The 26,394-nt window shown below is 66.1% G+C and carries 18 protein-coding genes and 2 pseudogenes; 8 read left to right on the forward strand and 12 right to left on the reverse strand.

Annotated elements, in window-relative coordinates; translation table 11 throughout:
* Positions 1–543: 543 nt before the first annotated feature.
* On the reverse strand, positions 544–1,476 hold the full coding sequence (locus ACD584_RS05595) for a LysR family transcriptional regulator (protein ID WP_011037803.1): 933 nt from the start codon (positions 1,474–1,476) through the stop codon (positions 544–546).
* Positions 1,477–1,574: 98 nt separating this feature from the next.
* Between ACD584_RS05595 and ACD584_RS05600 the strand changes: the two genes are divergently transcribed.
* Together ACD584_RS05600 and ACD584_RS05605 are read left to right on the forward strand one after the other, a co-directional pair.
* Complete coding sequence (locus tag ACD584_RS05600; protein ID WP_076036685.1) at positions 1,575–2,783, forward strand: MFS transporter; 1,209 nt, start codon at positions 1,575–1,577, stop codon at positions 2,781–2,783.
* Between the two features lie 24 nt (positions 2,784–2,807).
* Positions 2,808–3,173: pseudogene (locus ACD584_RS05605) on the forward strand (aldo/keto reductase); the annotation flags it as partial.
* Between the two features lie 3 nt (positions 3,174–3,176).
* Here the strand turns inward: ACD584_RS05605 and ACD584_RS05610 are convergent.
* From ACD584_RS05610 to ACD584_RS05625, 4 genes and pseudogenes are all read right to left on the reverse strand, one after another.
* A pseudogene (locus ACD584_RS05610) lies at positions 3,177–3,934 on the reverse strand (S8 family serine peptidase); the annotation flags it as partial.
* Positions 3,935–4,112: 178 nt separating this feature from the next.
* Positions 4,113–4,733, reverse strand: coding sequence for a hypothetical protein (locus ACD584_RS05615; RefSeq protein WP_076036687.1), 621 nt, complete (start codon positions 4,731–4,733; stop codon positions 4,113–4,115).
* Position 4,734: 1 nt separating this feature from the next.
* Positions 4,735–6,516, reverse strand: a complete 1,782-nt coding sequence (locus ACD584_RS05620) for a S8 family peptidase (protein WP_076036688.1) — start codon at positions 6,514–6,516, stop codon at positions 4,735–4,737.
* A 790-nt stretch (positions 6,517–7,306) separates the two neighbouring features.
* Entirely contained in the window at positions 7,307–9,685 is a 2,379-nt protein-coding gene (locus ACD584_RS05625) for a TonB-dependent receptor (protein WP_076036689.1), read from the reverse strand.
* Between the two features lie 379 nt (positions 9,686–10,064).
* Here ACD584_RS05625 and fdhF point away from each other — a divergent pair, with 379 nt between their 5' ends.
* Genes fdhF through cydB form a run of 4 tightly spaced genes read left to right on the forward strand, consistent with a single transcriptional unit; the run spans position 10,065 to position 15,940 of the window.
* Positions 10,065–13,037 carry a formate dehydrogenase subunit alpha gene (gene fdhF, locus ACD584_RS05630; RefSeq protein ID WP_076036690.1) on the forward strand — a complete coding sequence of 991 codons (2,973 nt, stop codon included), beginning with the start codon at positions 10,065–10,067 and terminating at the stop codon, positions 13,035–13,037.
* A complete protein-coding gene (locus ACD584_RS05635; RefSeq protein WP_076036691.1) occupies positions 13,037–13,522 on the forward strand; it encodes a DUF1641 domain-containing protein in 486 nt (161 codons plus the stop codon). The genes fdhF and ACD584_RS05635 overlap by 1 nt, the downstream gene beginning before the upstream one ends.
* A gap of 12 nt (positions 13,523–13,534) precedes the next feature.
* On the forward strand, positions 13,535–14,905 hold the full coding sequence (locus ACD584_RS05640; RefSeq protein WP_076036692.1) for a cytochrome ubiquinol oxidase subunit I: 1,371 nt from the start codon (positions 13,535–13,537) through the stop codon (positions 14,903–14,905).
* A 42-nt stretch (positions 14,906–14,947) separates the two neighbouring features.
* Complete coding sequence (gene cydB, locus ACD584_RS05645) at positions 14,948–15,940, forward strand: cytochrome d ubiquinol oxidase subunit II (RefSeq protein WP_070690510.1); 993 nt, start codon at positions 14,948–14,950, stop codon at positions 15,938–15,940.
* Between the two features lie 108 nt (positions 15,941–16,048).
* On the opposite strand, the gene ACD584_RS05650 is transcribed toward cydB, so the two are convergent.
* The 3 genes from ACD584_RS05650 to ACD584_RS05660 all read right to left on the reverse strand — a co-directional run bounded on the left by ACD584_RS05650 (position 16,049) and on the right by ACD584_RS05660 (position 20,125).
* Positions 16,049–17,278 (reverse strand): MFS transporter, encoded by a 1,230-nt coding sequence (locus ACD584_RS05650; protein WP_076036693.1) that lies wholly within the window; start codon positions 17,276–17,278, stop codon positions 16,049–16,051.
* A complete protein-coding gene (locus ACD584_RS05655; protein WP_076036694.1) occupies positions 17,275–17,697 on the reverse strand; it encodes a MarR family winged helix-turn-helix transcriptional regulator in 423 nt (140 codons plus the stop codon). Before ACD584_RS05655 ends, ACD584_RS05650 begins: the two co-directional genes overlap by 4 nt.
* Positions 17,698–18,058: 361 nt before the next feature.
* Positions 18,059–20,125, reverse strand: a complete 2,067-nt coding sequence (locus ACD584_RS05660) for a TonB-dependent receptor (RefSeq protein ID WP_076036695.1) — start codon at positions 20,123–20,125, stop codon at positions 18,059–18,061.
* A 161-nt stretch (positions 20,126–20,286) separates the two neighbouring features.
* On the opposite strand from ACD584_RS05660, the gene ACD584_RS05665 reads away from it, so the two are divergent.
* Together ACD584_RS05665 and ACD584_RS05670 are read left to right on the forward strand one after the other, a co-directional pair.
* Positions 20,287–20,703 carry a MerC domain-containing protein gene (locus tag ACD584_RS05665; RefSeq protein WP_011037787.1) on the forward strand — a complete coding sequence of 139 codons (417 nt, stop codon included), beginning with the start codon at positions 20,287–20,289 and terminating at the stop codon, positions 20,701–20,703.
* Between the two features lie 108 nt (positions 20,704–20,811).
* Entirely contained in the window at positions 20,812–20,994 is a 183-nt protein-coding gene (locus ACD584_RS05670) for a 30S ribosomal protein THX (protein WP_011037786.1), read from the forward strand.
* Between the two features lie 177 nt (positions 20,995–21,171).
* On the opposite strand, the gene ACD584_RS05675 is transcribed toward ACD584_RS05670, so the two are convergent.
* The 4 genes from ACD584_RS05675 to ACD584_RS05690 all read right to left on the reverse strand — a co-directional run bounded on the left by ACD584_RS05675 (position 21,172) and on the right by ACD584_RS05690 (position 26,309).
* Positions 21,172–22,533 carry a chloride channel protein gene (locus tag ACD584_RS05675; protein WP_076036696.1) on the reverse strand — a complete coding sequence of 454 codons (1,362 nt, stop codon included), beginning with the start codon at positions 22,531–22,533 and terminating at the stop codon, positions 21,172–21,174.
* Between the two features lie 47 nt (positions 22,534–22,580).
* Positions 22,581–23,855, reverse strand: coding sequence for an alkaline phosphatase family protein (locus ACD584_RS05680; RefSeq protein WP_076036697.1), 1,275 nt, complete (start codon positions 23,853–23,855; stop codon positions 22,581–22,583).
* A 454-nt stretch (positions 23,856–24,309) separates the two neighbouring features.
* Positions 24,310–24,849 (reverse strand): methylated-DNA--[protein]-cysteine S-methyltransferase, encoded by a 540-nt coding sequence (locus ACD584_RS05685; protein ID WP_076036698.1) that lies wholly within the window; start codon positions 24,847–24,849, stop codon positions 24,310–24,312.
* On the reverse strand, positions 24,846–26,309 hold the full coding sequence (locus tag ACD584_RS05690; protein ID WP_076037827.1) for an AlkA N-terminal domain-containing protein: 1,464 nt from the start codon (positions 26,307–26,309) through the stop codon (positions 24,846–24,848). The genes ACD584_RS05685 and ACD584_RS05690 overlap by 4 nt, the downstream gene beginning before the upstream one ends.
* Positions 26,310–26,394: the final 85 nt, after the last annotated feature.

Genomic DNA, 26,394 nt, shown 5'->3' on the forward strand with positions numbered 1-26,394 from the left:
GTCGTGCGTCGTGCGCCGAGCGGGGAGTACTCGGGCGGTTAATGCGGGCTATCAGCGCAGATGTGGTGTGCGATATCGCAGTGGAACGGCGGCAGCGGACCACGCAACATCGCGGGGCCGGCGTGGCACGTACGGGTACATCAGGAGCGAAGGCATATCCATCTTCATCGAGTCCGGTCGGTATCTATCCATGCGCCCGGGTCATGCAACGACGCAGGCGATCCTGTGCAGCCGGCGAGCATTGGGAATGCTCGGCTCGGCGCGGTCGCGTGATCTGCAAGCGACTGGGAACAGATGTAACTGCAGCGATGCAGCACGACAAATCGCAGAACGCGGCGCCGGCTGTGATGCAGCAGCGATTTTTGCAGTGACATGTAGTTCTATGCGCAACTGCTGCGGATAACGGCACAGCATGTGCTTGCGATGGGGATTTTTTTGACGTGATCGATCCAAACAATCAATCACAACGCGAAGTTATTCAGCGGCCGACGTAGGCTGAAGCGTGCTCTGAACCCAGGATACTGATGGCACGCTGCGGTGGCGTCACTCACCACCTCTTGCAGCACTAGGCAGTTCCCAGGGTGGCGTCTCGCCGAAGTGTTCGAGCAGAAAGTCCACAAACGCACGCACGCGGGGCGGCTGCAATTGCCGCGCCGGCATCACCGCGCTGATCTGCGAGGTGGGCGGCGGGTAGTCGGGCATCACTTCGACCAGGCGGCCGGCGCGCAGGTCCTCGGCAATGTGCCAGTACGAATGCACTGCGATGCCTTGCCCGGCGATTACCGCATCGCGCATCAGTTCGCCAAAATTGCTTTCGAAACGGCTTTGCATGCGCACCCGTACCTGTCCACCTTCCGGCGTTTGCAGGGTCCAGACATCCTGGCGGCCATCGCGGCCCATCAGCAGCACGCCGGCGTGCTGGGCCAGCTCTTCGGGCGTGCGTGGCGTGCCGTGGCGCTGCAGGTAGGCGGGCGAGGCGCTGAGGGTGCGGCGGTTGGGAGCGATGCGCCTGGCCACCAACCCGGAATCTTCGAGCGGGCCGATCCGGATTGCCAGGTCGAAGCCTTGCTTGACCAGATCGACCAGATCGTCGCTGAGATGCGCGCTGATGCGCAGGCGCGGATGCCGCGCCTGGAATTCTGGCAGCAGCGGCGAGATGTACTGCTGCCCGAAGGAGGCCGACAGCGTGACCCGCAAGGTGCCGCCCACATCCTGTGCGCTCTCGCGCAGGTCGTCGGCCAGGGCGTCCAGGTCGTCCACCAGCACGCGGCCGCGTGCGGCCAGTTGCTGGCCCTCCGCGGTGGGATGCATGCGGCGGGTGGTTCGGTGCAGCAGGCGCACGCCAAGGTCGCGTTCCAGCCGCTTCAGGCGCTGGCTGGCCACCGCCACCGAGAGGTCCAGGCTGTGCGCGGCCGCAGTGATCGAGCCCAGGTCGAGCACGCGCAGGAACAGGGCGATATCGCCAAGACGGTCCATGCATTATCAACGTTGCATTGAGAGTGAATCAGCATAACAGGGGTTTTTGCAGAGGATCCCCCGGCGCAGGCTGTGCGCTGTTTCTTCGGGTTCCTGCCATGTCTGCTCCTGCGACGTCCCGCCTGCCGCCCGCACTGTTAGCCCTGACCATCGGTGCGTTCGGCATCGGCACCACCGAATTCGTGATCATGGGGTTGCTGCAGCAAGTGGCTGCCGACCTGGGCGTGTCGCTGACCGCGGCGGGCCTGTTGATCAGCGGCTACGCGCTGGGCGTGTTCGTGGGCGCGCCGGTACTCACGTTGGCCAGTGCCCGCTGGCCGCGCAAGGCCGTGCTGGTGGCGCTGATGCTGGTGTTCACGCTGGGCAATATTGCCTGTGCGCTGGCGCCGGACTACACCAGCCTGATGATCGCGCGGGTGCTGACTTCATTGGCGCACGGCACCTTCTTCGGTGTTGGCGCGGTGGTGGCGACCTCGTTGGTCGCGCCCGAACGCCGCGCCTCGGCCATCTCGTTGATGTTCGCCGGCCTGACCGTGGCGACCCTGCTCGGCGTGCCGGCCGGTGCGTGGCTGGGCCTGCAGCTGGGCTGGCGCGCCACCTTCTGGGCGGTGTCGGTGATCGGCGTGCTGGCCACCGCCGCGGTGGCGCTGTGGGTGCCCGCCGCAGCCGGGGCCGCGCCGCCGGTGCCTTGGCGCCAGGAGGTGCGCGTGCTTGCGCGCGGCCAGGTGTTGCTGGCCCTGGCGATGACGGTGGTGGGCTATGCCGGCGTGTTCGCGGTGTTCACCTATATCCAGCCGCTGCTGGTGCAGGTGACCGGCTTTGCGCAGGCGGCGGTGTCGCCGGTGCTGCTGGTGTTTGGCGTGGGCATGATCGTGGGCAACTTGCTGGGCGGGCGCCTGGCCGATCGCCGGCCCACCGCGACCTTGTTGGGCACGTTGGCTGCGCTGGTGGTGGTGCTGGGCGCCATGGGCCTGGTGCTGCACAGCAAGCCGGCCATGATCGCCTTTGTCGGCCTGCTCGGCGTGGCGGCGTTTGCCACGGTGGCGCCGCTGCAATTGCGCGTGCTCGAGCATGCCCGCGGCGCCGGGCAGAACCTGGCCTCCAGCTTGAATATCGCCGCCTTCAATCTGGGCAATGCGCTCGGCGCCTGGCTGGGCGGGGTGGTGATCGCCTCCGGCGCTGGCCTGGTCGCCACGCCGTGGGTGGCGGCGGCACTCACAGCGCTCGGCTTGGGCATTGCGCTATGGAGCGTGCAGCTGCAGCGCCGCCAGGCTGCGCTGCCGGCCGGCTGCGTGCAAGGGCGCTGAAACATCCATTAACGGAGGTGCTGCATGGAAACGCGTTTTCTCGGTCGTTCCGGTTTCAAGGTGCCTGTGCTGGGATTCGGCGCCGGGACGTTTGGCGGTCAAGGCCCGCTGTTTTCTGCGTGGGGCGATACCGGTGTGGCGCAGGCGCAGCGCATGATCGATCTGTGCCTGGAGGCGGGTGTGAATCTGTTCGACACCGCCGACGTGTATTCGGATGGTGCCTCCGAAGAGATCCTCGGCCAGGCGCTGCAGGGGCGACGCGATCAGGTGATCCTGTCGACCAAGACCGGGCTGCGCCTGGGCGATGGGCCCAACGATGCCGGTGCCTCGCGCTTCCGCCTGCTGCGTGCGGTGGATGCCTCGCTGCGCCGCCTGCGTACCGACTACATCGTTCGCGCGCGCAGCGTCGCCGCAGGCATCGATCACATTTCCGTCCTGGTCGCGTCCGCGCAAATTGAGAAAGCTGTTGCCAGCCGATTTGACATAAATCGCACCGCGCCCACTGCGGGTGGACTGCATCAATGCATCCCACGATTGCTGGTCTTGCAGCGGGAAGTCCCGATAGAACGGGCCGATATTGCCCCAGGAAAAGTTGAACACGTCCAGGGGCCTTGACTGGGGCCCGTCTCCCCAGGCGTAACGAATGCCCGCGTCTGTCACCGAAGATGCTTCGCCAAACGCAAACCCCGCAGGCGAGGCCTCGGTGCAATACCGCGCCCGCCGCGCCCGTTCCAACCAGCCGCGGCGACGATACCTTCGACTTACGTGCCGTGATCGTAGCCCGGCCCTGAGGGCGTGGGATCAGTCGAGCCATCCATGAAATTGTACGAGCCGTTCGGGATGGCATTCGCCGCCAGGTCTTCATGGCTGATCTCCAAACCGCTATCCACCACGCCGATGCGCACGTCTTTGCCGCGGATACCTAGCGCGTGGAGGATGTCCACATCCATATCCACGCCTGCAACCGGGTGGCTGTCGCCGATGACCGCCTGGCCCTGGATCAACACGTGCCACTGGTAACGCAGTAGTGGATCGCCTGCCACGCCGCTGGCCGTGTTACCAGGTGGGGCTGCGTGTGCTGCCAAAGCTGCCAAAGCGATCAGCGTTGTACTGATTGATATTGCAAGATGTCGTCTACCAAATAGGGTCATTGCAATGATCTCCAACTGGAAGCGGAAGGGCCTTGACAGGTGGTGTTATCCGTGGGCGCGCGTGCTACACACGGCCGCTGACATCGCGCGTCGCACCTGTCAGGCAGGCCAGATCGAACAGCGAGCCTGTGCGCCCGAAAGTGCTGGCCGCCGGCATCAGCCGGCAGCCAGCCTGCGCTCACATCGGTTGCATGATCGATTGCGCCACCACGAGCGAGAGCTGCGCGCCGCCACTGTTGGCCTGCAGGCGAGCCAGCGCCTGTTCCGCCTTTTCTACCGAGGAATAGGCGATTACCGCGCTGTTATCCACGGTCGATGTATAGACGATGGTGCCCCCGGAGGTGCGCGCCAGCGAGGTGGCGTGAGCTGGTGTGGTGCCGGCGAGTTTCAGCTGTGGCCTCACCAGCACCACGCGCCCATTGCGCTCGTTCACTGCTGCGGCGAGCGGCCGCTCCGTGCCGGAGGCTGATCGCGAACTGCTGCGTGCAGCGCCGGCCGGCGTGTCCAGGACCACCGCGTAAGAGCCGATCCGCGCGGCCACCGTTCCAGTGGGCCGCGCCGCAACGGGAGTGGCACGATTTCTCGCAGCCGGCGATGCCGCGCCATCTGCAGACTCGGCCGGGAGCGGATCAAGCACCACCGTTCCCGGCAGCATGCGGTAGGTGTCCGGACCGGAGGTAAAACGTTCGCCGGTCGCCGCGGCACCAAGCGCCCGCGCGTCCATGAACTGCGCGGCCTGCGTGATGCCGCACGCACCGAAGGAAACGAGGAGTGCAGAAAGAACAAGCGTAGTCTTCATGTCAGTGCCCCAGGATACGAAGTTTGAAGTTCTGTAACGCCGCCGTGCTGGTCGGCTCGCTCATGTCGGTGATCTCCAGCGTCCACACGCCTTGCGCTCTTTCATCCAGAAACGCATTGCTGGAGGTGAGGTCGATGTAGAAGCCGGTCTGTGCGTAGGCATCGGCATCCAGCAGCGAGAACGGCGTCATCACGTAGCTTCGCGTGCCGCTCGGCGACTCCAGCACCACGCGTAGATTGGCCGGCGTGCGGTGGGTGGTGGCCAACGACAGTTGCACCGCTTCCACCTTCATTGCCTGGGTGATGCGGATGCGTTGCTTGGCCGGTCGCGCCGGTCCACCAATCTGGCTTGCAGCCGCGGTGGAGGCAACCCATTGCGTATCACGCACCGGCGGCAGCGGCTTGAAGTAGGTCGCTTCGTAGACGGCTGCGGCGCCGTCGGCCAGGCCGAAGCCATACCAGTTGCTGAAATGATGCCCGGCGGCATTGGTGATCCAGCCAGGGTCGATCACGCTGCCCTGATAGATCGATGCGGGCTGCCAGGGATCGATCTGGCGCGCGGTCTTGGCCAGGATGTATTTGACATCGCGCGCGGTCAGACTGGGGTTGGCACCGAGGATGAGCGCTGCAACACCGGAGACGGTTGGCGCCGCCGCAGATGTGCCGTTCATCAGTGCGCTGTAGTTGCACGACGCGTCGATCCTTGACGTGCTGCCGGTCAGTGCGTTTTCCACTGTGGTGCCATCCACGTTGTCACCAGCGCTGCAGCCGCTGAGATCGGTGGTGACGATGGCCGGATCGTAGACGAACGGTGCGGTCTCGGGGGAGGCGTTCTGTGCCGCGTTGGGAGAGAACCTGCGCTGGTATCCAAACTCTCCGCCCAGGCCGGAGATCCACAATGCCGAACCGGACGACGAGTAGGAGGCGCGCTTGCCGGTGGCGTCCACGCTGGCGACCACGATGGTGGCGGGAAGATTGCTGAGTGGATCAACATTGGCGAGCAGGCAGCCGACATTCAAGGTGCGCGACAGTTCGCTGCAAGCATTGACGACGTTGCCTTCTGCATCGCGGATGCGAAAACGCCTGAAGCTGTTGCCGGCCGACTTGATGTAGATGCCGCCCAGCCCGCCGCGTGTCGAGCGCATCAGCGCTTCCCAGGACTTACGCTCTTCCAGTGGAAAGTCGGGGTAGAGGTCCGACGCCGAGCCCCAGCTGTTGTTGAAGACATCGAGGGTGCGCGCCTCCGGCCCATCACCCCAGGAATAGCGGACCTCTGCATAACTCCCGGCAGAATCGCTGCCCAGGAAATCGAATCCGGACAGCAAGGCCTCGGGTGCAACGCCGCGACCGCCACGGCCATTCCAGCCAATCGCAGCGATGATGCCCGCCACCGACGTGCCGTGACCAAAGCCCGGGTCACTGGGCGTGGGATCGTGCGAGCCATTGCCGAAATTGTGCGACCCATTCGGAATGATGTTGCCGGCGAGATCTTCGTGGCCAATCTCCAGACCGTCATCCACCACGCCCACGCGCACGCCGCGGCCGCGAATGCCCAGTGCATGCAGGAGATCTACATCCATGTCGACGCCAGCCACGGGGCGGCTGTCGCCAATCACCGGCTGCCCCTGGTTGGAGAGATGCCATTGGTAGCGATAGAGCGGGTCGCCTGCGGCGCTGGCACGTGCAGTGCTTGCCGGCTGTGTGGCGGTGGCCAGCATGGGGGGAGTTCCGATCACCAAGGCGCTGATCACCAGCGCGAGGTATCGCCTGCGATGTAATTGCATTCGGTTTGACTCCAGTGGAGGGGTGACACAGTCGAAGTGGCACAGACACCCGTCCGACCGATCAAAAATCGGCCAGCTCACACTCCATCGCGCAGGCGGGCCGTCAGGCCTGCTGCTGTGGAACCTGTGTCTGTGGCATGGGGTTGCGGTGCTTACCGCATGCGGCAGCAGCCGCGCCTATGCGGAGCGGGGGCGTGCTGGCTGCACGTCGGGCATTCGGTGGGGTTTGTTGGAATAGGGCGAAGGCAGGAAGGCAGCAGCAGGCGTCATGTCCATGTATCCCGAAAGAGCAGAAAAACGCATCCGCGTGCTTGACGATGGATGCGGCTGGTCCTCGATCGGCTCCCCTGTGCGCTGTTGCGCAGCCGACGCTGGCGATGCGAAGGCACCGGCAGTACCTTGATTAAAAGTGGGTGAGACCTCGGCTGCAAGGCGTGCACATGTGGCATCGCGCGTGACCGGCCACGCACTTTATGTCAGTCACGTCGGGTTGCGTCGCCAATGCGAAGTTTGCAGGCGTTAAATCGCCCTGTTGTGCGCTGCTTTGTGCGGTCGCGATAAGTACAAGCAATGGTGATGCGTGGTCTTACTTCGCATTTCGAGCGTGGTGTGCTGGTGTGGCAAGTGGCGGTGTGGGATTGGCGCGGCGACGCCACAACTCACCAGCAGGCAAAACACAGGCGTGCCCAGCGCCTGTGTTTTGCAAGCCGCCTGCAAGGGCACCGCACCGACCCTCACGCAGAACGCGCGACAGCCTTGAGCTGCCGCGCGTGAGACGCCCTTCTGGTGCCTACCAGCGATACGCCACCGACATCTGGTACTGGCGCCCGGCAATCGGGCGGCCCATGAACACGCCGCCGCTCGCAGCGCCCGGCACACGCACATTGCCTTCGGTCAAGCCCAGGGTGTCGGTCACATTGCTGCCGCTGGCCGTGACTTCCCAGTGGTCGCCCACGTGCAGGTTGGCGCCGATGTCCACCATGTCGTAGGACGGCAGGCGCTGGCGATTGGCCAGGTCTGCGAAGCGATCACCGATGTAGGAATAGGTGGCGAACACCTTGAGGTCGCCGAACGGCAGCATCCAGTAATAGCTGGGCGTCACGCGGAACTGGCGCTTGGGCTGACGCATCACCTGGTTGCCGGTAAATTCGCGGTAGTTGCGGTATTTCGCATCCAGCCACACGCCGGTGCCCGCCAGCTCGAAGCCGCCGAACGGGCGGATGGCGCCTTCCACTTCAAGGCCGCGTGCGCGCGAGTCGCCCACCGCTGTGAAATTCTCGCCATTGGCCAGAAACGCCTGGAACGGTGAATTCTTGAACGTGTTGTAGAACGCGGTGAGATACAGGTCGTAATTGCTGGCGCCGGACTTCAGTCCGAGCTCGTACTGGTCCACGTCCTGCACGCGGGTCTGGCCATCGCGCAGATTGTCGAAGCCGGGAAACTTGACCCCGGAGTTGGCGCGCGCGAACAGGCTGTTGTTGTCGTTGAGTCTGAAGTTCAGGCCGGCCGTCCACGAGAAGGCTTCATCGTCCTGGTCGATGCGGCGGGTGCTGGCCAACGCCAGCGAGGTGGCATTGTCGTACACGGTGGCTGGGTTGCCATCCAGGTCCACCGTGGCGGTGTCGTGCACATCGCCGGTGACGCTCTGGCGCTCGTAGCGTGCACCCAGGTCCAGGCGCAGGCGCTCGCTGAGTTCCCATTCGTCGGCGACAAAGGCGGCGATGTTCTCGCCGTCGTAGTTGGCGCGCAGATTGAGGAACGCGGTGCTGGTAAATCCTTGACGCGTGGCCTGGCGCCCGTCTGCCAGGTCCACATCGATGCGGCGCGCGTTGTTCTGCGCGGTGAGCAACATGGTGTTGCCCAGGTACCAGGTGTCTGCGGAGGAATACTTGGCGTAGTACGCGCCCACGGTGAGCGTGTTGCCGGCGAACAGCTCGCGGCTCAGGCGCAGATCGTTGGTGAAGGAGTTCAAACGTTTGTCCACCGACCACCAGCCGGCTTCCAGCACTTGTTGGTTGGGGTCGACCGCGCCGCCGCCGTTGGTGAATCTGCCACTGCCGGTGGTGCCGTAGCCGGCAATGAAGTCGCCCAGCCGCTGCGGTGCATCGCCGGTGAACAGGGCATAGGTGGGCGCGGTGCCCGCCATCACGTTGAAGCGATCAGCAACAGTCCAGCCGCCCACATCCCAGTTCAATTCGCCACCGAATACATCGATGTTGACGCCGCGCCCGTCGGCCAGATCGCGCTGGATGGTTTCGCCGTTCGGGCCCACCAGCAGATCCACATTGCGGAAGTCGCGGCCGAGCAGGGTGCCGGTCTGCGCGTTCAAACCGGGGAAGCTGGACAAGTCGTTACCGTTGTTGCGCGAGAGCAGCGGAATGGCGGTGTAGAAGGCGTTGTTATCATCGGTGTGGCGTGCATAGAACGACAACTCGCCGCTGTCCCAGCGCTTGCTCAAGGTGGCACTGAACTGGCCACCCTTGTCGGCAGAAAACTGCGGGTCGCGCACGCCATCGGTCTCACGGAAGAAACCGCCGATGCTGTAGTACCAGCCGTTGCCCATCGGCCCGCTGTTGAACACATCGATGCGACGCAGCGCATTGTTGCCGCCGGTCAGGCGCACGCTGCCTTCGGGTTCGTCCTGGCCTTTTTTCTGAATGAAATTGACGGTAAGGCCGGGCTGGCCGTTGGAGAAGATCGGGCTGGAGCCGCCGCGCAGCACCTCCATCCGCTCGACCGTGTCATCGACACGAAAGAGCGTGGAGTTTTCCAGGAACGACAGGGTCGGCGGCGGGAACAGGGGCGAGCCATCCAGCTGCATGGTCACGAACGGCGCGTCGCCTTCGGAGGGCATGCCGCGCACGAAGATGTTCGCACCGGTGCCGCCACCGCTGGGCTCGGCCCACACGCCCGGCACGATCTTCAACAGATCAGCCGTGCTCTGCGGCACCGCTTGCTGAATCTGTTCGGGACTGGCGGTGGTGATCGAAAAACTCGCATCGCGCTTGGCCAGGCCCTTGAAGCGGGCCGTGCCGCTGACAATCACCGCGTCCAGCGTGGTGGCGTCTTGCTTGCCTGCGTCCGGGGATGCGGTTTGCGCGTGTGCGAGCGGTGCAAGCAGCGCGCCGATCGTAAGCGACAGTGCGTAGCGGGGCATGGATGAGGTCATGGGTGCTCTCCTGGGTGGCAGCAAAGAGGCAGGCAGTGCGGCGGGGGCCGGCATGCCGCCTGAAAGGTGACCAGCCGCACATGACGGAACTGGCGCCTGCAACATGCCAACGCATGCTGCGTTGCTGTTCTAACGGAGTCGCCGGCAAAAGCTGTTGTGCGCCGCGTCAAGCGTGTCGATGCACGCCAATCCCGCACGCGTTGGCATCAAAAGATCAACGCAGCGTGTGCAATGCATTCACACGTGTTTTGCAAGCCCGTGCTTAGCGTGAGGCGTGCGGCATTGCTGTCGCACAGGCGCGCAGTGTTGCGCGACCTGCCACCCCCCGGCAGGTATGGCGTGCCAACACGGCGCTGTCTGCCGCATACAAGGGCACCTGATGCAACACGGCAGTCACTGCACCGTGGTCTACGACGGCAAGACGCTGCACGGCCAGGCGGATATTCCGCTGATCGAGTTTCTGAGTGGGCACGGCATCGACCTGTCCCACATCTGTTATCACCCCGCGCTGGGCGCACCGCAGACCTGCGATGTGTGTTGGGTCGAAGTGGGCGGCGAATTGGTGCGCGGCTGCACGCTGCGCAGCCACGATGGGCTGGAAGTGTCCAGTACGGTCGAGCGCGCGCATGCCGCGCGCCACGAAGGCATGGACCGCGTGCTGGCCAAGCACGAGCTCTACTGCACGCTATGCGAGCACAACACCGGCGATTGCACGCTGCACAACACGTTCGCCGACATGAAGATGCCGATCCAGCGTTACGCCTTCCAGCGCAAGCCGTACGAAAAGGATCACAGCAATCCGTTCTACACCTACGATCCAGACCAATGCATCCTGTGCGGCCGTTGCGTGGAAGCCTGCCAGAAGGTCGAGGTCAACGAGACCTTGTCCATCGATTTTTCGATGGAGCACCCGCGCGTGCTGTGGGACGGCGGCAAGCCCATCAACGAGTCCAGCTGCGTCAGTTGCGGCCACTGTGTGACGGTGTGCCCGTGCAATGCCTTGCTGGAAAAGACCATGCAGCCGGATGCCGGGCCGCTGACCGCGTTGCCGCAGGAGTTGAAGCGGCCGATGATCGACATGGTCAAGACGCTGGAAAACACCATCGGCGCACCGCCGATCACCGGTGTGTCGGTGCTGGACATGCACTGGCGGCAGCCGGAGATCAAACGCACCAAGACCGTGTGCACCTATTGCGGGGTGGGGTGCTCGTTCGAGATGTGGACGCGCGACCGCCACCTGCTCAAGGTGCAACCGGTGGTGGATGCACCCGCCAACGGCATTTCCACCTGCGTCAAAGGCAAGTTCGCGTGGGATTTCGTCAACGACCCCAAGCGGCTCACCACGCCGTTAATCCGCGAGCACGGTCGCTTCCGCGAGGCAAGTTGGGACGAGGCCTTGGCACTGGTGGCGCGCCGGCTGCTGGAGATCCGCGACCTCCACGGCGCGCAGAGCATCGGCTTCATCGGCTCCAGCAAGGCCAGCAACGAAGAGGCCTACCTCACCCAGAAAATCGCGCGCCTGATCATCGGCACCAACAGCGTCGACAACTCCTCGCGCTATTGCCAGAACCCGGCCACCGAGGGCCTGTTCCGCACCGTCGGCTACGGCGGCGACGCCGGCACCATCGCCGATCTGCAGCAGGCCGAACTGGTGGTGATCGTCGGCAGCAACCTGGCCGAGAACCATCCGGTGATCGCCTCCAAGCTCAAGGCGGCGCGCAAGCTGCACGGGCAGAAGCTCATCGTAGTAGACCCGCGCAAGCACGAGATGGCCGAGCGCGCGGACCTGTTCCTGCGTCCTGTGCCCAGCACCGATATCGTGTGGGCGTCGGCGCTGTCGCGCTACATGTTCGACAACGGCTACGCGGATACGCAGTTCCTTGCACAGCGCGTCAATCAGGTGGACGAATACCGCCAGTCGCTGGAGCCGTTCACGCTGGACTACGCGGCGCAGATCACCGGCCTGAGCCGCGAACAGTTGGTGGAGGCGGGCGAGATGATCGGCCGCGCGGGCTCGGTCTGCATCGTCTGGGCCATGGGCATCACCCAGCACACGCACGGTGCCGATACCAGCACCGCGCTCTCCAACCTGTTGTTGGTTACCGGCAATTACGGCCGCCCCGGCACCGGTGGCTACCCGATGCGCGGCCACAACAATGTGCAAGGCGCCAGCGACTTCGGCTGCCTGAAGAACATGTACCCCGGCTATGAAAGCGTTTCTGATCCGGCCGTGCGCAACAAGTGGGCGCAGGCCTGGCACGTACCGGCCGAGCAGTTGTCGCTGGAGGTGGGCTCGGACAACTTCATGATGGTGCAGCAGGCCGACAAGGGCCAGATCCGCGCCATGTACGTGATCGGCGAAGAAACCGCGTTTTCCGATGCCGACGCGCGCAATGTGCACCGCGGCTTTTCCAAGCTGGACTTCATGGTGGTGCAGGACCTGTTCTTCAGCCGTACCGCCGAATTTGCGGATGTGGTGTTGCCGGCGTGCCCCAGCGTCGAAAAGGACGGCACCTTCGTCAACACCGAACGCCGTATTCAACGCTTCCACCAGGTGTTTCCACCGCTCGGCCAGAGCCGGCCGGATTGGCAGATCCTCACTGAACTCGCCGCACGCATGGGCCACGATTGGGGCTACACCCATCCCAGCCAGATCATGGACGAGGTGGCCCGCATTGCCACGCTGTTCAAGGGCGTGAACTACCAGCGGCTGGAAGGCTGGCGCTCTCTGCTCTGGCCGATGCAGGACGATGGCCGCGATACGCCGCTGCTCTACACCGAGCGCTTCCACACCGACGACGGCAAGGCACGCCTGCATCCGCTGCAATGGAAGCGCCCGGGTGAGCAGGCCGATGCGCAATTCGATCTGATGCTGGACAACGGCCGCATGCTCGAACAGTTCCAGGGCATGAATCAGACCGGCCGCGGGCCGCGGCTGTGGTCGCTGGCACCGGAATGGTTTGTCGAAGTCAGCCCGCAGCTGGCGGCCGAGCGCGGCCTGCAGGAAGGCGATTGGGTCAAGCTCAGTTCGCGGCGTGGTTCGCTGGAGGTACCGGTGGTGATCACCGATCGCGTTGCCGGCAACACGCTGTTCCTGCCCATCCACCAGGGCAAGCCCGGCATCAATCTGCTCACCGGCGAGCATCACGACCCCGACGTCAGCACACCGGCTTACAAAGAGTTGGCAGTGCGCATGGAGCCGCTGGGCCGCACCGGCAGACCGCCGCTGCCTGCGCATAACTTTCGCCACGGGCAGCGCACGCCCAACGATGGCGTGCCGGTACAGCAGAAATGGGCACGCGAAGATTATGTCGCGCCGCCGGCCCGCGCACCGCACCCGGAGAGATTCTGATGGCCGAACCCCTGGACTACGACGTCAAACCCACACCGACCGGGCCCACCGCGCGCGAAGAACTCGACCGCCTGCTCGAGACCCTGCACCGGCGCGGGATACTGCGCCTGGCCAACGACCTGGTCGGCGCGCAGGACAAACTGGCCAAGGTGCTGGTCGATGGCATCAACCAGCCAGGGCCGCTCAATGCCCTGCAGAACGTGTCGATCCTGGCGATGGCGGTGTCGCGCATTCCGCCCAGCCAGTTCTACAAGGTGGTGTTTGCCGGCAAGGACGCGCTGGACCAGATCGCGCGCAGCCGCGCGCAGACCGCAGCCCAGGGCGAGGCGCCCGGCCTGCGCGGTGCATATCGGCTGCTGCAGGACGAGGCGGTGTGGAATGCGATCACGCCAGTGCTCGATGGCCTGAAAGCATTCGCCGCCGGCCTGGACAAGCAGGTCGACAAGCCGATCTCCGCCTTCAGCGGCAAGCCCAGCGAAAGCTGAGCCAGGCGCGCCATGCAGGCTTCCGAACACGCCTTGCTATTGGTGCGCGGCCAGTTCGCCTTCACCATCGGCATGCATATCGTGCTGGCCGCCTTCACCATGGGGTTGGCGAACTTCCTGATGGTGCTCGAAGCGCTGTGGCTGCGCACGCGAAGGCGTGTGTACATGGACGTGTACAACTACTGGTTGAAGCTCTTTGCACTCACCACTGCCGCTGGCGTGGTGACCGGTATCCCGATGGAGTTCGTGTTCGGCTTGCACTGGGGGCGCCTGTCCGGCGCGGCCGGTGCAGTGATCGGCCCGTTGATGTTCTTCGAAGTGCTGGTGGCGTTTTTCCTGGAGGCCGGGTTCCTGGGCATCATGTTGTTCGGCATGAAAAAAGTCGGCCGCCGTGTGCATTTGTTTGCCACCTGCATGGTGGCACTGGGCTCGTTGGTGAGCGCGTTCTGGATCCTGTCCGCCAACTCGTGGTTGCACACGCCGGCCGGATTCGCACGCGCTGTCGACGGCAACTTCGTGCCGGTGGACTGGCTGCGCATTATCTTCAACCCATCATTTCCCTGGCGCATGCTGCATATGAGCCTGGCTGCGTTCCTGGCCACTGCAGCGATCATCGCGGCGGTGGGCGCATGGCATGTGTTGCGCGATACCCACAATCCGGGCGCGCGGCTGATGTTTTCGATGGGCCTGTGGGTGATCGCCATTGTCGCGCCCCTGCAGTTGCTGGCCGGCGACCTGCATGGGCGCAATACGCTGGAACATCAACCGCAAAAACTCGCCGCGATCGAAGGCAGTTGGCAGCGGCCGCCGGCAGGCGAGGGCGAACCGCTGCGGCTGTTCGGCATTCCCGATCTGCAGGCGCAGCGCAATCGCCATGAGCTGGCCATCCCGCACCTGGGCTCGCTGTACTTGCGTCACAACTGGACCGGCACCATTGCCGGTCTGCGCGAATTTCCCCGCAGCGATCTGCCACCGGTGCCCATTGTGTTCTTCGCCTTCCGGGCCATGGTCGGGCTGGGCCTGTTGCTGATTGCGGTGGGCATGCTCAGCCTGGTGCTGCGCGCGCGCTGGCGCCTATACGAGGCGCGCTGGTTGCAACGGGTGGTGGTCATGGCGCCATCGGGCATGCTGGCCATGCTGTGCGGCTGGGTGGTGACCGAGGTCGGCCGGCAACCGTTCACCGTGTACGGGCTACTGCGCACCGCGCACAGCACCTCGCCACTGTCGCTGCCGATGGTTGCCAGCTCCAGCGTGGCGATCCTGGTGCTGTACCCGCTGGTCTTCGGGCTCGGCCTGTTCCTGTTGCTGCGCGTGCTGCGTCGGCCGCCGCACGCGCGCGAACGCGGGCCATCGCCGGGCCTGGCCGATCAGACCGGCAACTGATGCATTTCGTGGAGCGTTTTTGTGCATCTCTCCGTTGAACTCATGCAACACCTGTCGGCCGCCGCGCTGGCCTTCACCGTGGTCACCTATGTGGTGCTGGATGGCACCGATCTGGGCGTGGGCATGTTGTTCGCGGCCAATCGCAGCGATGCGGATCGGCACCTGATGGCCTATTCGATCCTGCCGGTGTGGGACGGCAACGAAACCTGGCTGGTGCTGGGCGGCGGTAGCCTGTTGGCGATGTTTCCCAGCGCATACGCCATTTTTCTCAATGCCACCTATGTGCCGCTGGTTGTCATGCTATTGGCGCTGATCTGTCGCGGCGTCGCACTCGAATACCGCGACCAGCTGGGCTCTGATCGGCGCCGCCGCGTGCTGGATGTGGTGTTCCTGCTGGCATCGCTGCTGGCCACCTTTTGCCAGGGCGTGGTGGCGGGCACGTATCTGGCTGGCGTTGCGCACCGTGCCGGGCAATACGCCGGCAACGGCCGGGAATGGCTGCAGCCGTTCCCGCTGTTCTGCGGCGTCGCCTTGATGGTGGGCTACCTGCTGCTGGGGGCGTGTTGGCTGGTGTGGCGTAGCGAGGGGCAGCTGCAACAGCGTGCACGGCACCAAGCGCGTGTGCTGGGCATCGTATTGGTCGCGCTGCTCACGCTGGGCGTGGTCTGGCTTGCACGGCTGACGCCGATCTACGCGCAGCGGCTGGGCGATGCGCACATCAGCGTGCCGCTGGGTACATCGGTGCTCGGCCTGATGGTGGCGATGTATCTGCTGATGCGCAGCCGCCACGCATTCCTGCCCTTGTTTGCGGTGCTGGGCGTGGTCGTGGCCACATACGCCGGTGTGCTGGCCATCGTGTATCCGATGGTGCTGCCGCCAGACATCACCCTCGCACAGGCGGCATCGCCCCCGGCAAGCCAGGGCGTGATGCTGTTGGCGTTCGCGGTGCTGGTGCCGTGCACGCTGGCCTACAGCAGCTATGGCTTTTACGTGTTCCGCGGCAAGGTCAAGCCACGCGGGCATGCGGCGGAGTGAGGCGTGCCTGGAGCAATCAGCGATGTAAGCCATCGCTTCGATAGGCGTCGCATCCGGCGTCTTGCCTAGACGGCGCCAGCCACCGCTTTGCCACTGCCACCGCCCGCCTTACGCCACCGCAACGTGGCGCACGGGCACTGCTTCACGAATCGGCAGGTTCGCCAACGCCGCTGCAACGGCCAGCACGATGTCGCCGTACCACATCCACAGGTAGTTGCCGGAGTGTTCCAGCGCCAGGCCGCCCAGCCACGCGCCGAAGAAGCCGCCGAGCTGGTGCGACAGCAGCATCAGTCCGAACAAGGTGCCCAGATAGCGCGGGCCAAACAGCTTGCCGATCAAGCCGGCCGTAGGCGGCACCGTGGCCAGCCAGGTGAATCCCAATCCCGCGGCGAACAGATAGAACGTCAGCGGTGTAGGCGGCGCAATCAGGTACAGGCCGATCATCACCGCGCGGCTGGCATACATCGCGGTGAGCAACCACTTCATGCGGACGCGCTCGCCCAGCTTGCCGATCGTGAGGCTGCCGGCTACGTTGAACAGGCCGATCAACGCGATCGACACCGCCGACACGCCGGCCGGCAAACCACACAGCGCCACCTCGCCAGGGAGGTGCGTGACCAGGAAGGCGATGTGCACGCCGCAGGTGAAAAAGCCCAGATGCAGGCACCAATAGCTGCGATCGCGCAGCGCCAGCTGCAACTGCGCACGCAAGCTGATCTCCCCGGCAACCGCGGCCGTGTGCGCACCGGTTGCAGATGGCACGCGCCGCAGCGGCCAGGCCAGCGGAAGGGTCAGCAGCGACACCAGTGCCAGCCCGGTCATCGCCTTGGCCCAGCCGGCCGCGCCGATCGTGAGCTGGACCAGCGGGGCAAACACGAACTGGCCAAGCGAGCCGCCCGCGTTGATCAGGCCGGCCGCGAACGAGCGCCGTTCCGGCGCGATGCGGTGCGCGGTGGCGCCGATCAGCACCGAAAAACTGCCCGCGCCGGCACCGGCTGCCGCCAGCACGCCAAGCGACACGATCAAGCCCCATTCGCTGGTCCACCACGGCGCCAGGCCCAATCCCGCTGCCAACAGCACGCCGCCGAACATCAGCACCGGGAGCGGCCCGCGCTGATCGGCGATCGCACCGAACACCGGTTGCACCGCGCCCCAGACCAATTGCCCGATCGCCAGCGCAAAACTGATCGATGCGATCCCGATGCCGGTCTGGCGATGGATCGGTTCCACGAACAATCCGGTGGTCTGGCGCGCGCCCATGGTCAGCATCAGCATCGCCGAGGCGGTGACCAGCAAACCCCAGTGCGCACGCGCGCGTGGCGCCGCAGACGTGCTCATGCGTGTGTCTCCAGCACAACATCCAGACGTTCCAGCATTGCATGCAGCTGGGCGGTGGGGGCTGCGCCGAACAGCGTCTCCAGCTGCACCTGCGCCGCATGCCAATGCGGGCGTGCGCGCACCAGCAGTCCACGACCGCTGCGGCTCAGGCGCACCCATTTTTGCCGGGCATCCTCGCCGCGCTGGGTCGTAATCCAGCCGGCTGCCAGCAGCGGTTTGAGGTTGCGGGTGAGGGTGGTGCGGTCCATGCCCAGCGTGCTGGCCAATGTACCCAGCGACTGGGCCACCTCCAGCCGGCGCAGGATCGAGTACTCATTGAGGCTTAGCCCGACCGGCGCCAGCGCGTGGTCATACAACTGCGAGACCCGGCGCGCCGCGCGGCGCAGCTGGAAGCAGGTGCAGTGGGAGAGGCTGAACATGCGGTGTCTCCACGCGGTTGCCGCATTTTGGGTGCATATGCACCTAGTCGCAACTGGCGTGCCTGAGGACGATCGTTTGCGCGCCACCTGACTCCGGCGGCGGGTGAGCGGCTGCCTGCATCATGCGGTGATCGATCGCAGCATCGGTCCAGGAATGCCACGCTGCTGCAGAGCACTGTTCTGCAAGCTGTCGGCGGAGCGGTGCATCGGTCTTTGCGCCCGCAGTCTGGCGAGCGACGTGGTGCGCTCGGCCGGTGCGCCACCGCTACCAATTGGAATGGCGCAACGCGAATGCACTCTTCAAAAAAGAAGAGGCCGCCCGAAGGCGGCCTCGCTTGTGACGGCGGGAGAGAGAGCGCCGTCAGAAGAACAGGCGCACGCCGAAGGAGGCGTTGCGGCCGGGCAACATCACGTCGTCCTTGAGGAAGGAGGTGTGCACGCGCGCATCCTGGTTGGTGAGGTTGTTGCCATCCAGGAACACTTCCCACGCGTTGGCGCCGCGATCCACGTGGTAGGCCAGATGCGCGTCCACCATGGTGTAGCCGTCGGTGGCGGTTTCGTTCACCGCCACCTTGTCCTGCTTCATGGTGCGGATCGCGCCCAGCGACGCGCGCCATGCATCGGCGTTCCAGCGCATTTCCGCGCCCACGCGGCCCGGTGCGATGCGCGGCAGGTTGCCGCCATCCTTCAGGCGCGCCTGCACGGTGTCGCCGAACACGCGCAGGTCCCATGCGCCGGTGTCGTTGTTGGCCAGGTGGAAGGTGGCTTCGCCTTCGAAGCCGTGGAAGATGGCGTCGGCCTGCGTCCACTGGCGGATCGGCAGGAAGTCGTTGTCTTCTTCGTTGAACCACTGACCGCCGGTATCGACGATATAGACGAAGTCGTTGTAGCGGTTGTAGTACGCCGCGATCTTGGCATCCACCCAGTCGTTCTGGAAATTCAGACCCAGCTCGGCCTGGTTGGCCTTTTCGGTCTTGAGATCGGCGTCGCCGATTTCGAAGGCCAGCGTGGCGATATGCGGCCCGTTGGCGAACAGTTCTTCCTCGGCCGGCGCGCGTTCGGCATGGTCGAGGTTGGCGGTGAGGCGCCACTGCTCGTTGAAGCGGAAGCCGGCGCTGGCCGAGAAGCTGGTCGGGGTGAAGTCGCGGTCCACGCCGATGTCGGTGGTGTACTTCACCTTGTCCACGCGCGCGCCCAACTCGGCGGTCACGCGGTCCCAGCTGTTGCGGGCCACGCCGAACAGGCCGAGCGAACGGGTATCGGTCTTGGGCACGAAGGATTCTTCGCCCACCGCCTGGAAGGTGGTGTCGCTGCCCTGCAGGCCGAACGCAGTCTGCCAGCCACCGCCGAAGGTGAAGGACGCTTCCACACGGCCTTCGTTGGCGCGCTTGGTGAACACGGTGCCGACTTCGGCGCCTTCGAATTCGGTGTGCGCGTAGTCGGTATGGCCGAAGCTGTAACGCAGCGCGCTGCCATCGCCCCACGGATCGGTCAGCCCGCCCTTGAGGTCGTAGCGGTCCTGCTGCAGTTTCAGCGAAACGCCGCGCTCGCCGATCGACAGATCGCCCGGCTCGCCCGGATTGCCGTAGTTGTCGCGGAAGCGCGAGGCAGACAGGCCGACAAAGCCCCAGTCGCCCGCCAGCGAGGCACCGATCGAGCCCACCTTGGAGTCCAGGAACGAATTGGCCTGGCGCCCTTGCGGGGTGTCGTAGTCGTTCTGGTTGCGGTACACGCCGTCGGCGTGGATCGACAGCCCGCTGCCGTTACCGGCATCGACGCGGAACATGTCGGTGTTGCCGTCCTTGTCGCCGCCGTCGAAGCGCACTTCGGCGCGCCCGCTGAAGCCGTCCACCGGCGTCTCGGCAATGCGGCCGTCGACCACGTTGACCACGCCGCCGATCGCACCAGAGCCGTACAGCAGGGTGGAGGGCCCCTTGAGCACTTCGATCTGGTTGGCCAGGAACGGCTCGATCGCCGGCGAGTGGTCCTGGCTGACGGTGGAGACGTCCTGCGTGGAGAGGCCATCGCGCAGCACCGCCACGCGTGGGCCATCCAGGCCGCGGATAATCGGCCGGCCCACACCGGGGCCGAAGTTGGAGCTCTGCACGCCGGGCAGGCTGGCCACCGTCTCGCCCAGGCTGGAGGCGCGCACTTCGTCCAGACGCTCGCCGGCCAGCACTTCGACCGGGCGGCTCAGCTCGCCGGCGGCATCGCGCAGCGGGCTGGCGGTGACCACCACCTTGTCCAGGTCCTTGATATGGCGACCGCTGGACGGCGTCGCGTCATGCCGGGTATCGGAACTGGGCGGGGTTTGCGGGTCGGCAGGCACCGGGGTGTCGTCGGCCATGGCCAGGGCGGGCATCAGCACACTGGCCAGGGCCAGCGTGAGGGTGGAGCGGCGGAGCGGGGAAGAAAGGCTGGGCGACATGGCTGACCGGACTCTATGGTTGTTACTTTGTATCAATGGAATGGCGCAGCTTGCCTGCTGCGCCGACGGCACACAACGCACCTGCGTGATGGACTGGTGCGGGGCTGGAACGAGGAAGATGTTATATTATTCCACGTCGCCGCGAGCCCCTGCTGAAAGTCATGCCCCTGCCAACGCTTCGCCATCTGCTCGATCGCTTCGGTGCCACCGGCTCATTGCTGTGTGCAGTGCACTGCGCAGTGCTGCCGCTGGTGCTGGCCCTGGCGCCCTCGCTCGGCTTGTCGTTCTGGCTCGGCGACGGGGTGGAGCTGGCCATCGTGGTGTTCGTGACCCTGCTCGGGCTGTTCAGCCTGGTGCTGGGATACCGCCGCCACAAGGCGCTGCACGCCCTGGCCTTGCTGCTGCCGGGCCTGGGATTGTTGTGGCTGGGCCTGCTGTATGACCCGTTGCACCACTCGGTGGTGCCGCACGCGGTAGTGATGACCCTGGGCGGCGCGCTGGTGGGAATTGCGCATCTGGTCAACCTGCGTCTGAACCACGGTCATGGCCACGTCCACGACGCAAGCTGCGCGCACTGAGAGCGACGTGATAGGCTTGCCGGCCTTGCGCGAGGGCGCCGCCGGCGTAAACCTCGCCAGACCCCGTGCCAGCGCGGGGATTTGTATTCACATTCAGGAGTCGACGAAATGGGTAAGGGTGACCGCAAGACCGCCAAGGGCAAGCGCTACAATTCCAGCTACGGCAATTCGCGTTCGCACGCGGTGAGCAAGGTTGTCGTGGGTGCAGCTGCCCCGGTTGCCAAGAAGGGTGTAGTCAAGGCGCCGGCCAAGAAGGCCGTGGCCAAGAAGAGCGTTGCCAAGGCCGGCTGATCCCAGCCCGCTTCGCAACCAGAAACGCGGCGCTTGCGCCGCGTTTTTTTTATGCCTGTTGTTTGGGTGCGCGCAGCAGCAGAGCGTCTGCCGCCGATGGGCAACTGTCGTCTTCTGCGGCAGTGCCCGTGGGTCGAATGCGCCGCAGCCTGCCAGGCTGCTTCGCACCGGCGCCGATCAGTGCGCGCTCGGCGGCGATGTTGGGGGTGTAGCCGTGGTCGGCGGCGCAGGCGTGCCTGCGGCCGGCACCAGCAACTGTTCGGCCAGGCCGCGATAGATCGGCGTCTTGCAGACCAGCCCGGAGACCGCGCGTGCTAGCAGCACCGTGGCCAGGATCGGCAGCAGCATCTGGCTGGTGTCGGTGAGTTCCAGCGAGATCACCGCCGAGGTCAGCGGGGCCTGGGTCACGCCGGTGAGATAGGCGCACATGCCCAGCAGCACGAAGGTGCGCGGGTCCACGCTGGGCATCAACACCGACAGGTTGTGCCCCAGCCCGGCGCCTACCGCCAACGCGGGCGAAAACAGTCCGCCCGGGATGCCGGCCACGTACGACACCAGATTGGCTACCAGCTTCATCAGCCCGAACTCATGGCCGACCACCGCGTGCCCTTGCACCAGGCTGCGCGCCTGCTCGTAGCCGGTGCCGAACGCACCTTGGCCGAACACCAGCGCCAGACCCACCAGCGCGACCCCGCACAGCGCGGCCAGCAGCACCGGGTGCCGTTGCCGCAATGCCGCCAGCCAGCGCGGCCGGCCGGACACACTGGCCAGCACCATGCGTGCGAACAGGCCACCGAGCAGCCCGGCCACGCTGCCGCACAACAGGATCGCCAGCCACGCCTTGCCCAGCGGCAAGGCCACGGCCACCTTGCCGAAATAGGTGTAGTTGCCGAGCAGGCCCAGCGACACCACGCCGCCCACGATCACCGCAGTGAGCAAGGTGCCGGAGAAACGGTGCTCGAAGCGCCCGCTCAATTCCTCGATCGCAAACACCACCCCGGCCAGCGGCGTGTTGAACGCAGCAGCGATGCCGGCGGCGCCGCCGGCCAGCAGGAAGTGCGACAGCTCACGTGGCTCGCGGAAGCCGAACCAGCGCCCGAACACATGCATCAGGCTGGCGCCCACATGCACCGTGGGGCCTTCGCGGCCCACCGACGCACCACCCAGCAGCGACAAGGTGGTGAGTGCCAGTTTGCCCATCGACACGCGCAGCGAGAGATTGGTTTCGCGAAAGGCCGGGTCCGGGTGTTCCAGCGCCGCAATCACCTGCGGGATGCCGCTGCCACGGGTGGGCCGCAACGCGCCGGAGGTGAGCCAGGCCAGCAGCGCGAAGATGCCCGGGGTGAGCAGCAGCGCCCACCAGATGGAGTGGGCAGTGATGCGCTGGAACAGGTGGAAGGCCGCGTCGCTGGCCTTGGCGAACACGATGGCCACCAGCGCGACCGCAATGGCGCCGCCCCACAGAGCGACACGACGACGCCAGCCTTCGCTGGACAACAGCGGCCGCAGCCGCCGGGGGGAAGGATCGGGAGCAGACATCACCCTATTGTCGCACCGCTGCGGCGCGCGCGGGCCGCAGCGATGGCTCAAGGGGTGCCGGGCGGTGGCGTGCGCAGCGCCGGCAGCAGGCGCTGCGGGTTGCCGTCATTGGGCGCGGCCGGGATGCCGAGCAGGCGGGTCATCAACGGGTAGACGTCGACATTGTCGAAGCCTGGCAGCTGCTTGCCGCGCGCGATGTCCGGGCCCTGCGCCAGGAACACCGCACGCATCGACGGCAGCGCCGGGTCGAACCCGTGCGAGCCGCGCATGCCCTCCCGCGGGCGCTTGGCCAGCTTGGCCGGGAACAGCGCGTCCCAGCCTTCGTGCATCTGGCACACGATCGGGGCGACGCGCGGGTGGCTGCCGTAGTGCCAGCGCGCCGGCAATTCGCCCTTGCGCCAGCAGTCGTACTGCGCGTGCGCACCGAGCAACTGCGCTTCCGCGCGTGCCGTTTGACCAGGCAGCGGCTCGAAACCGATCACCTGGCCGTCGGTGGTGGCCGTGGCGAGGGTGGGTGGCGCCAAGGCTTCCACGCTGAGCGCGTGCCCGGGTGGCACCTCGGCCATGCCATGGTCGGAGACCACGATGATGTTGGTGCGCGCGCGGGTGCCGTCGCGCTGCATGCCGGCCAGCAGGCGGCCGATCGCCGCATCCACGGCGCGCACGCTGTTGGCGTATTCCTGCGACTCCGGCCCGTGATCGTGGCCGGTTTCGTCCACGTGTTCGAAATACAGCGTCACCAGCGTGTTGTGCTGTGTGCCCGAGGAGGCGAGCCAGCCGCACACGGTGTCCACCCGCGCTTCCAGGCTGACGCCTTCTTCGTAATGCCGCCACTGCGTGGGGCGCACGCCCTGGATCGCCGCCTCGCTGCCCGGCCACGACCAGGTGGCCGCATGCAGGCCGGCGTTCTCCGCGCCCACCCACAGCGGCTCGCCGCCCCACCAACGTGCATCGCTCACTGCGTCCTGCTTGCTCAGCCAGAAGCCGCCCAGGGCCGGGTCGCGCATGCTGTTGTGCACGATGCCGTGGTGATCCGGGCGCAGGCCGGTGACCAGCGTGTAATGGTTGGGGAAGGTGAGCGAGGGATACGAGGGCGTCATCCACTGCGCCCGCACGCCGTCGCGTGCGAGCTCCGCCAGGGTCGGAGTGATGCCGCGGTCGAGCATGTCCGCGCGCAGGCCATCGATGGAGATCAGCAGCAGCGTGTGCGGCGCGGCCGCTGTGGCGGCTTGCGCGGCAGTGGCCGGCGGTGCGGGGCGTGGAGCGGTGCAGGCAGTGAGCACTGCAACGGCGGCGGCGAACAGAAGACGTCGGTCGATCATCGCGTCAGTTTACGTGGCCGCGGTGACGTGTCGAAGTCATCGGTGCACTGGCGTTGTCGAAGATGCTGCGCGCTTGGTGGCCGACTCGGGCGGTAGCCGCGCAAGCGTGATCCGTGAGCCTGCGCTGTGCACCAAAAATTGCGGACAACACTGGGGCGCGCGGTGTGCGGCCGCCGAATCGTTGCCAGCACTGCAACGGACCATCGTTGCCAGCACCGCTGGCTTCGGCACGCAGGGTTTCAGGCTCCTGCAGGCCACTTACCTTTTGGCATTGTCCATGCGGCTGGTCACCAGCGCGGTGCGCGCGACGGCATTGGCGGAGGCGGTCCGCGGCGCTAGCCAAGGCCTGATGAGGCGATCTACGTTGCGCGCGTGTCTCGCAATGCGCGCGCGCAGATCGCGACCACGTGCACACCCACAGGGCATAAGCGAACGGCGGCGGCATTCGCCCAGCTCAGCGGGCGAACAGATCCTCGCCGACCACGGCTGCCACCCGGCGCACAGACCGTGGCGACCAGCCTTCCAGTTGCAGCAAGGCCTGTTTGGTCGGCAGCCCGCCACCGAAGCCGGTCAGTGCGCCACTGGCACCGATGACGCGGTGGCAGGGCAGCACGATCGGCAGCGGGTTGCGGCCGTTGGCGGCGCCCACCGCCCGGCTGGCAGCCGGCCGGCCCACTGCCTGCGCCAGTTGCGCGTAACTCCAGGTTTCACCGAACGGAATGCGGGCCAGCGTCTGCCAGACCTGCAACTGGAACGGCGTGCCGGCCGGGGCCAGTGGCAGGTCGAAGCTGCGCCGCCCGCCATACAGATAATCCAGCAGCTGCTCGCGTGCGGCCTGCACCAGCGGGGCGTCGGGTCCGTGCTGCCAGAGTGCGCGCCCGGGGGCATCGTGGCGGTTCTGCGCGAACAGGATGTGGCGCACGCCGGTGGTGTCGGCCGCCACGGTCAGCGCACCAATCGGCGAGGGAAAGGTGTCGTAGTGCAGCGTGCTCATGAGCGGGTGTCCTTTCGGTCGACGGCAAGATGCCACAGGTGCAGCACGGCGTAGGCGCGCCAGGGCCGCCATGCCTGCGAGCGCGCTTCGGTGGCACGTTCGCTCAGGCGCTCGGGGGCACCGAGCACCTGTTGCAGGATCAGATCTCCTGCCGGAAACGCATCGGGATGCGACAGGGCGCGCATCGCGATGTAGTGCGCGGTCCATGGGCCGATGCCGGGCAGGGCGGTGCATGCCGCGACGAAGTCGCTCAGGCGTTGCCCTGCACCGAAATGCAGGCGGCCATCGGCGCAGGCCAGGGCAAGCGCACGCAATGTGGCGGCACGTGCGCGCGGCAGGCCGAGGTGTTCCAGCGGCGCGTCGGCCAGTACGGCCGGCGTGGGGAAACTGCGATCCAGCCCGGGTGGCATGTCGGGGAGATGGCCGCCATGCCGGTCCACCAACCGCGCCGCCAGGGTGGCCGCGCCGGCCACGCTGATCTGCTGCCCCAACACGGCGCGCACCGCGACTTCGAACCCGTCCCAGCCACCGGGCACCCGCAAGCCCGGGCGGCGGGTGATGGCCTGTTCCAGCAGCGGGTCCTGCGCGAGCGTGGCATGCACGGCCTGCAGGTCTGCATCCAGGTCGAAGATCCGGCGCACGCGTCGCACGAGCTGCGGGATCTGGCGCGGGTCGGTGGCGCCGATCCTTAGCAGCAGTTCGTCGCGCGTTGGTGCAGCGCTGACATGGATCAACGTGGCCTGGCCAGGCGCGCCGATCACGCGCCGGTATCCATCGGCATCCACTTGCTCGATGCCGGGAATGGCGCGGCGCTGCAGGAACGCGAGCATCGCCGACAAATCCAATGGCGGGCGATAGCCCAGCCGCAGACACAGGTCGCCGCCGGGCACGTCGCTGCGTTGCTTGCGCAGCGCCGACGGCGGCATGCCGCAGCCTTGCAGGAATGCCGCATTGAAACGCCGCAGGCTATTGAAGCCGGCGGCCAGTGCCACTTCGGTGACCGGCAGGGCGGTTTCGGTGAGCAGCTGCTTGGCCAGCAGCAGCCGGCGCGTGCCATGCACCTGCAGCGGGGTGGCACCGAGTTGCTGTACGAACTGGCGCTGCAACTGCCGCGCGCTCACGCCCACCGCATCTGCCAGGGCCTGCACCGGCTGCTCCTGCAGCACGCCCTCGGCCAGCATCGCCAGTGCCCGTTGCACGCTCTCTTCACCCAGGTGCTGCTGCGCCTGCGGTGACAGCTCCGGCCGGCAGCGCAGGCACGGGCGATAACCAGCCGCGGTGGCCGCCGCAGCGGTGGGGTAGTAGCTGATATTGGACGGTTTGGGCGGCGGCGCCGGGCACACCGGCCGGCAGTAGATGCCGGTACTGCGCACCGCGGTGAAAAACAGCCCATCAAAGCGCGCATCGCGCGCCAGTCGCGCGCGGTCGCAGTGGGTCCGGTCGGGCATGGCGGTGTGCATGGGCGCCAGTCTATGCGTTGCCTGTGCATGCGGCTGGCCGTTTTCGGACATGGTTGCGGAAGGGCCGCCGTGTTCATGGCAGGGT

Source organism: Xanthomonas sp. NCPPB 2922, assembly GCF_041520885.1.
Classification (GTDB): Bacteria; Pseudomonadota; Gammaproteobacteria; order Xanthomonadales; family Xanthomonadaceae; genus Xanthomonas; species Xanthomonas campestris.

Excerpts from the sequence above, each read along its gene's own strand:
- ACD584_RS05595 (WP_011037803.1), bottom strand. The coding sequence starts at position 1,476 with ATGGACCGTCTTGGCGATATCGCCCTGTTCCTGCGCGTGCTCGACCTG.
- ACD584_RS05600 (WP_076036685.1), top strand. The coding sequence starts at position 1,575 with ATGTCTGCTCCTGCGACGTCCCGCCTGCCGCCCGCACTGTTAGCCCTG.
- ACD584_RS05615 (WP_076036687.1), bottom strand. The coding sequence starts at position 4,733 with ATGAAGACTACGCTTGTTCTTTCTGCACTCCTCGTTTCCTTCGGTGCG.
- ACD584_RS05620 (WP_076036688.1), bottom strand. The coding sequence starts at position 6,516 with ATGCAATTACATCGCAGGCGATACCTCGCGCTGGTGATCAGCGCCTTG.
- ACD584_RS05625 (WP_076036689.1), bottom strand. The coding sequence starts at position 9,685 with ATGACCTCATCCATGCCCCGCTACGCACTGTCGCTTACGATCGGCGCG.
- fdhF (WP_076036690.1), top strand. The coding sequence starts at position 10,065 with ATGCAACACGGCAGTCACTGCACCGTGGTCTACGACGGCAAGACGCTG.
- ACD584_RS05635 (WP_076036691.1), top strand. The coding sequence starts at position 13,037 with ATGGCCGAACCCCTGGACTACGACGTCAAACCCACACCGACCGGGCCC.
- ACD584_RS05640 (WP_076036692.1), top strand. The coding sequence starts at position 13,535 with ATGCAGGCTTCCGAACACGCCTTGCTATTGGTGCGCGGCCAGTTCGCC.
- cydB (WP_070690510.1), top strand. The coding sequence starts at position 14,948 with ATGCAACACCTGTCGGCCGCCGCGCTGGCCTTCACCGTGGTCACCTAT.
- ACD584_RS05650 (WP_076036693.1), bottom strand. The coding sequence starts at position 17,278 with ATGAGCACGTCTGCGGCGCCACGCGCGCGTGCGCACTGGGGTTTGCTG.
- ACD584_RS05655 (WP_076036694.1), bottom strand. The coding sequence starts at position 17,697 with ATGTTCAGCCTCTCCCACTGCACCTGCTTCCAGCTGCGCCGCGCGGCG.
- ACD584_RS05660 (WP_076036695.1), bottom strand. The coding sequence starts at position 20,125 with ATGTCGCCCAGCCTTTCTTCCCCGCTCCGCCGCTCCACCCTCACGCTG.
- ACD584_RS05665 (WP_011037787.1), top strand. The coding sequence starts at position 20,287 with ATGCCCCTGCCAACGCTTCGCCATCTGCTCGATCGCTTCGGTGCCACC.
- ACD584_RS05670 (WP_011037786.1), top strand. The coding sequence starts at position 20,812 with ATGGGTAAGGGTGACCGCAAGACCGCCAAGGGCAAGCGCTACAATTCC.
- ACD584_RS05675 (WP_076036696.1), bottom strand. The coding sequence starts at position 22,533 with ATGTCTGCTCCCGATCCTTCCCCCCGGCGGCTGCGGCCGCTGTTGTCC.
- ACD584_RS05680 (WP_076036697.1), bottom strand. The coding sequence starts at position 23,855 with ATGATCGACCGACGTCTTCTGTTCGCCGCCGCCGTTGCAGTGCTCACT.
- ACD584_RS05685 (WP_076036698.1), bottom strand. The coding sequence starts at position 24,849 with ATGAGCACGCTGCACTACGACACCTTTCCCTCGCCGATTGGTGCGCTG.
- ACD584_RS05690 (WP_076037827.1), bottom strand. The coding sequence starts at position 26,309 with ATGCACACCGCCATGCCCGACCGGACCCACTGCGACCGCGCGCGACTG.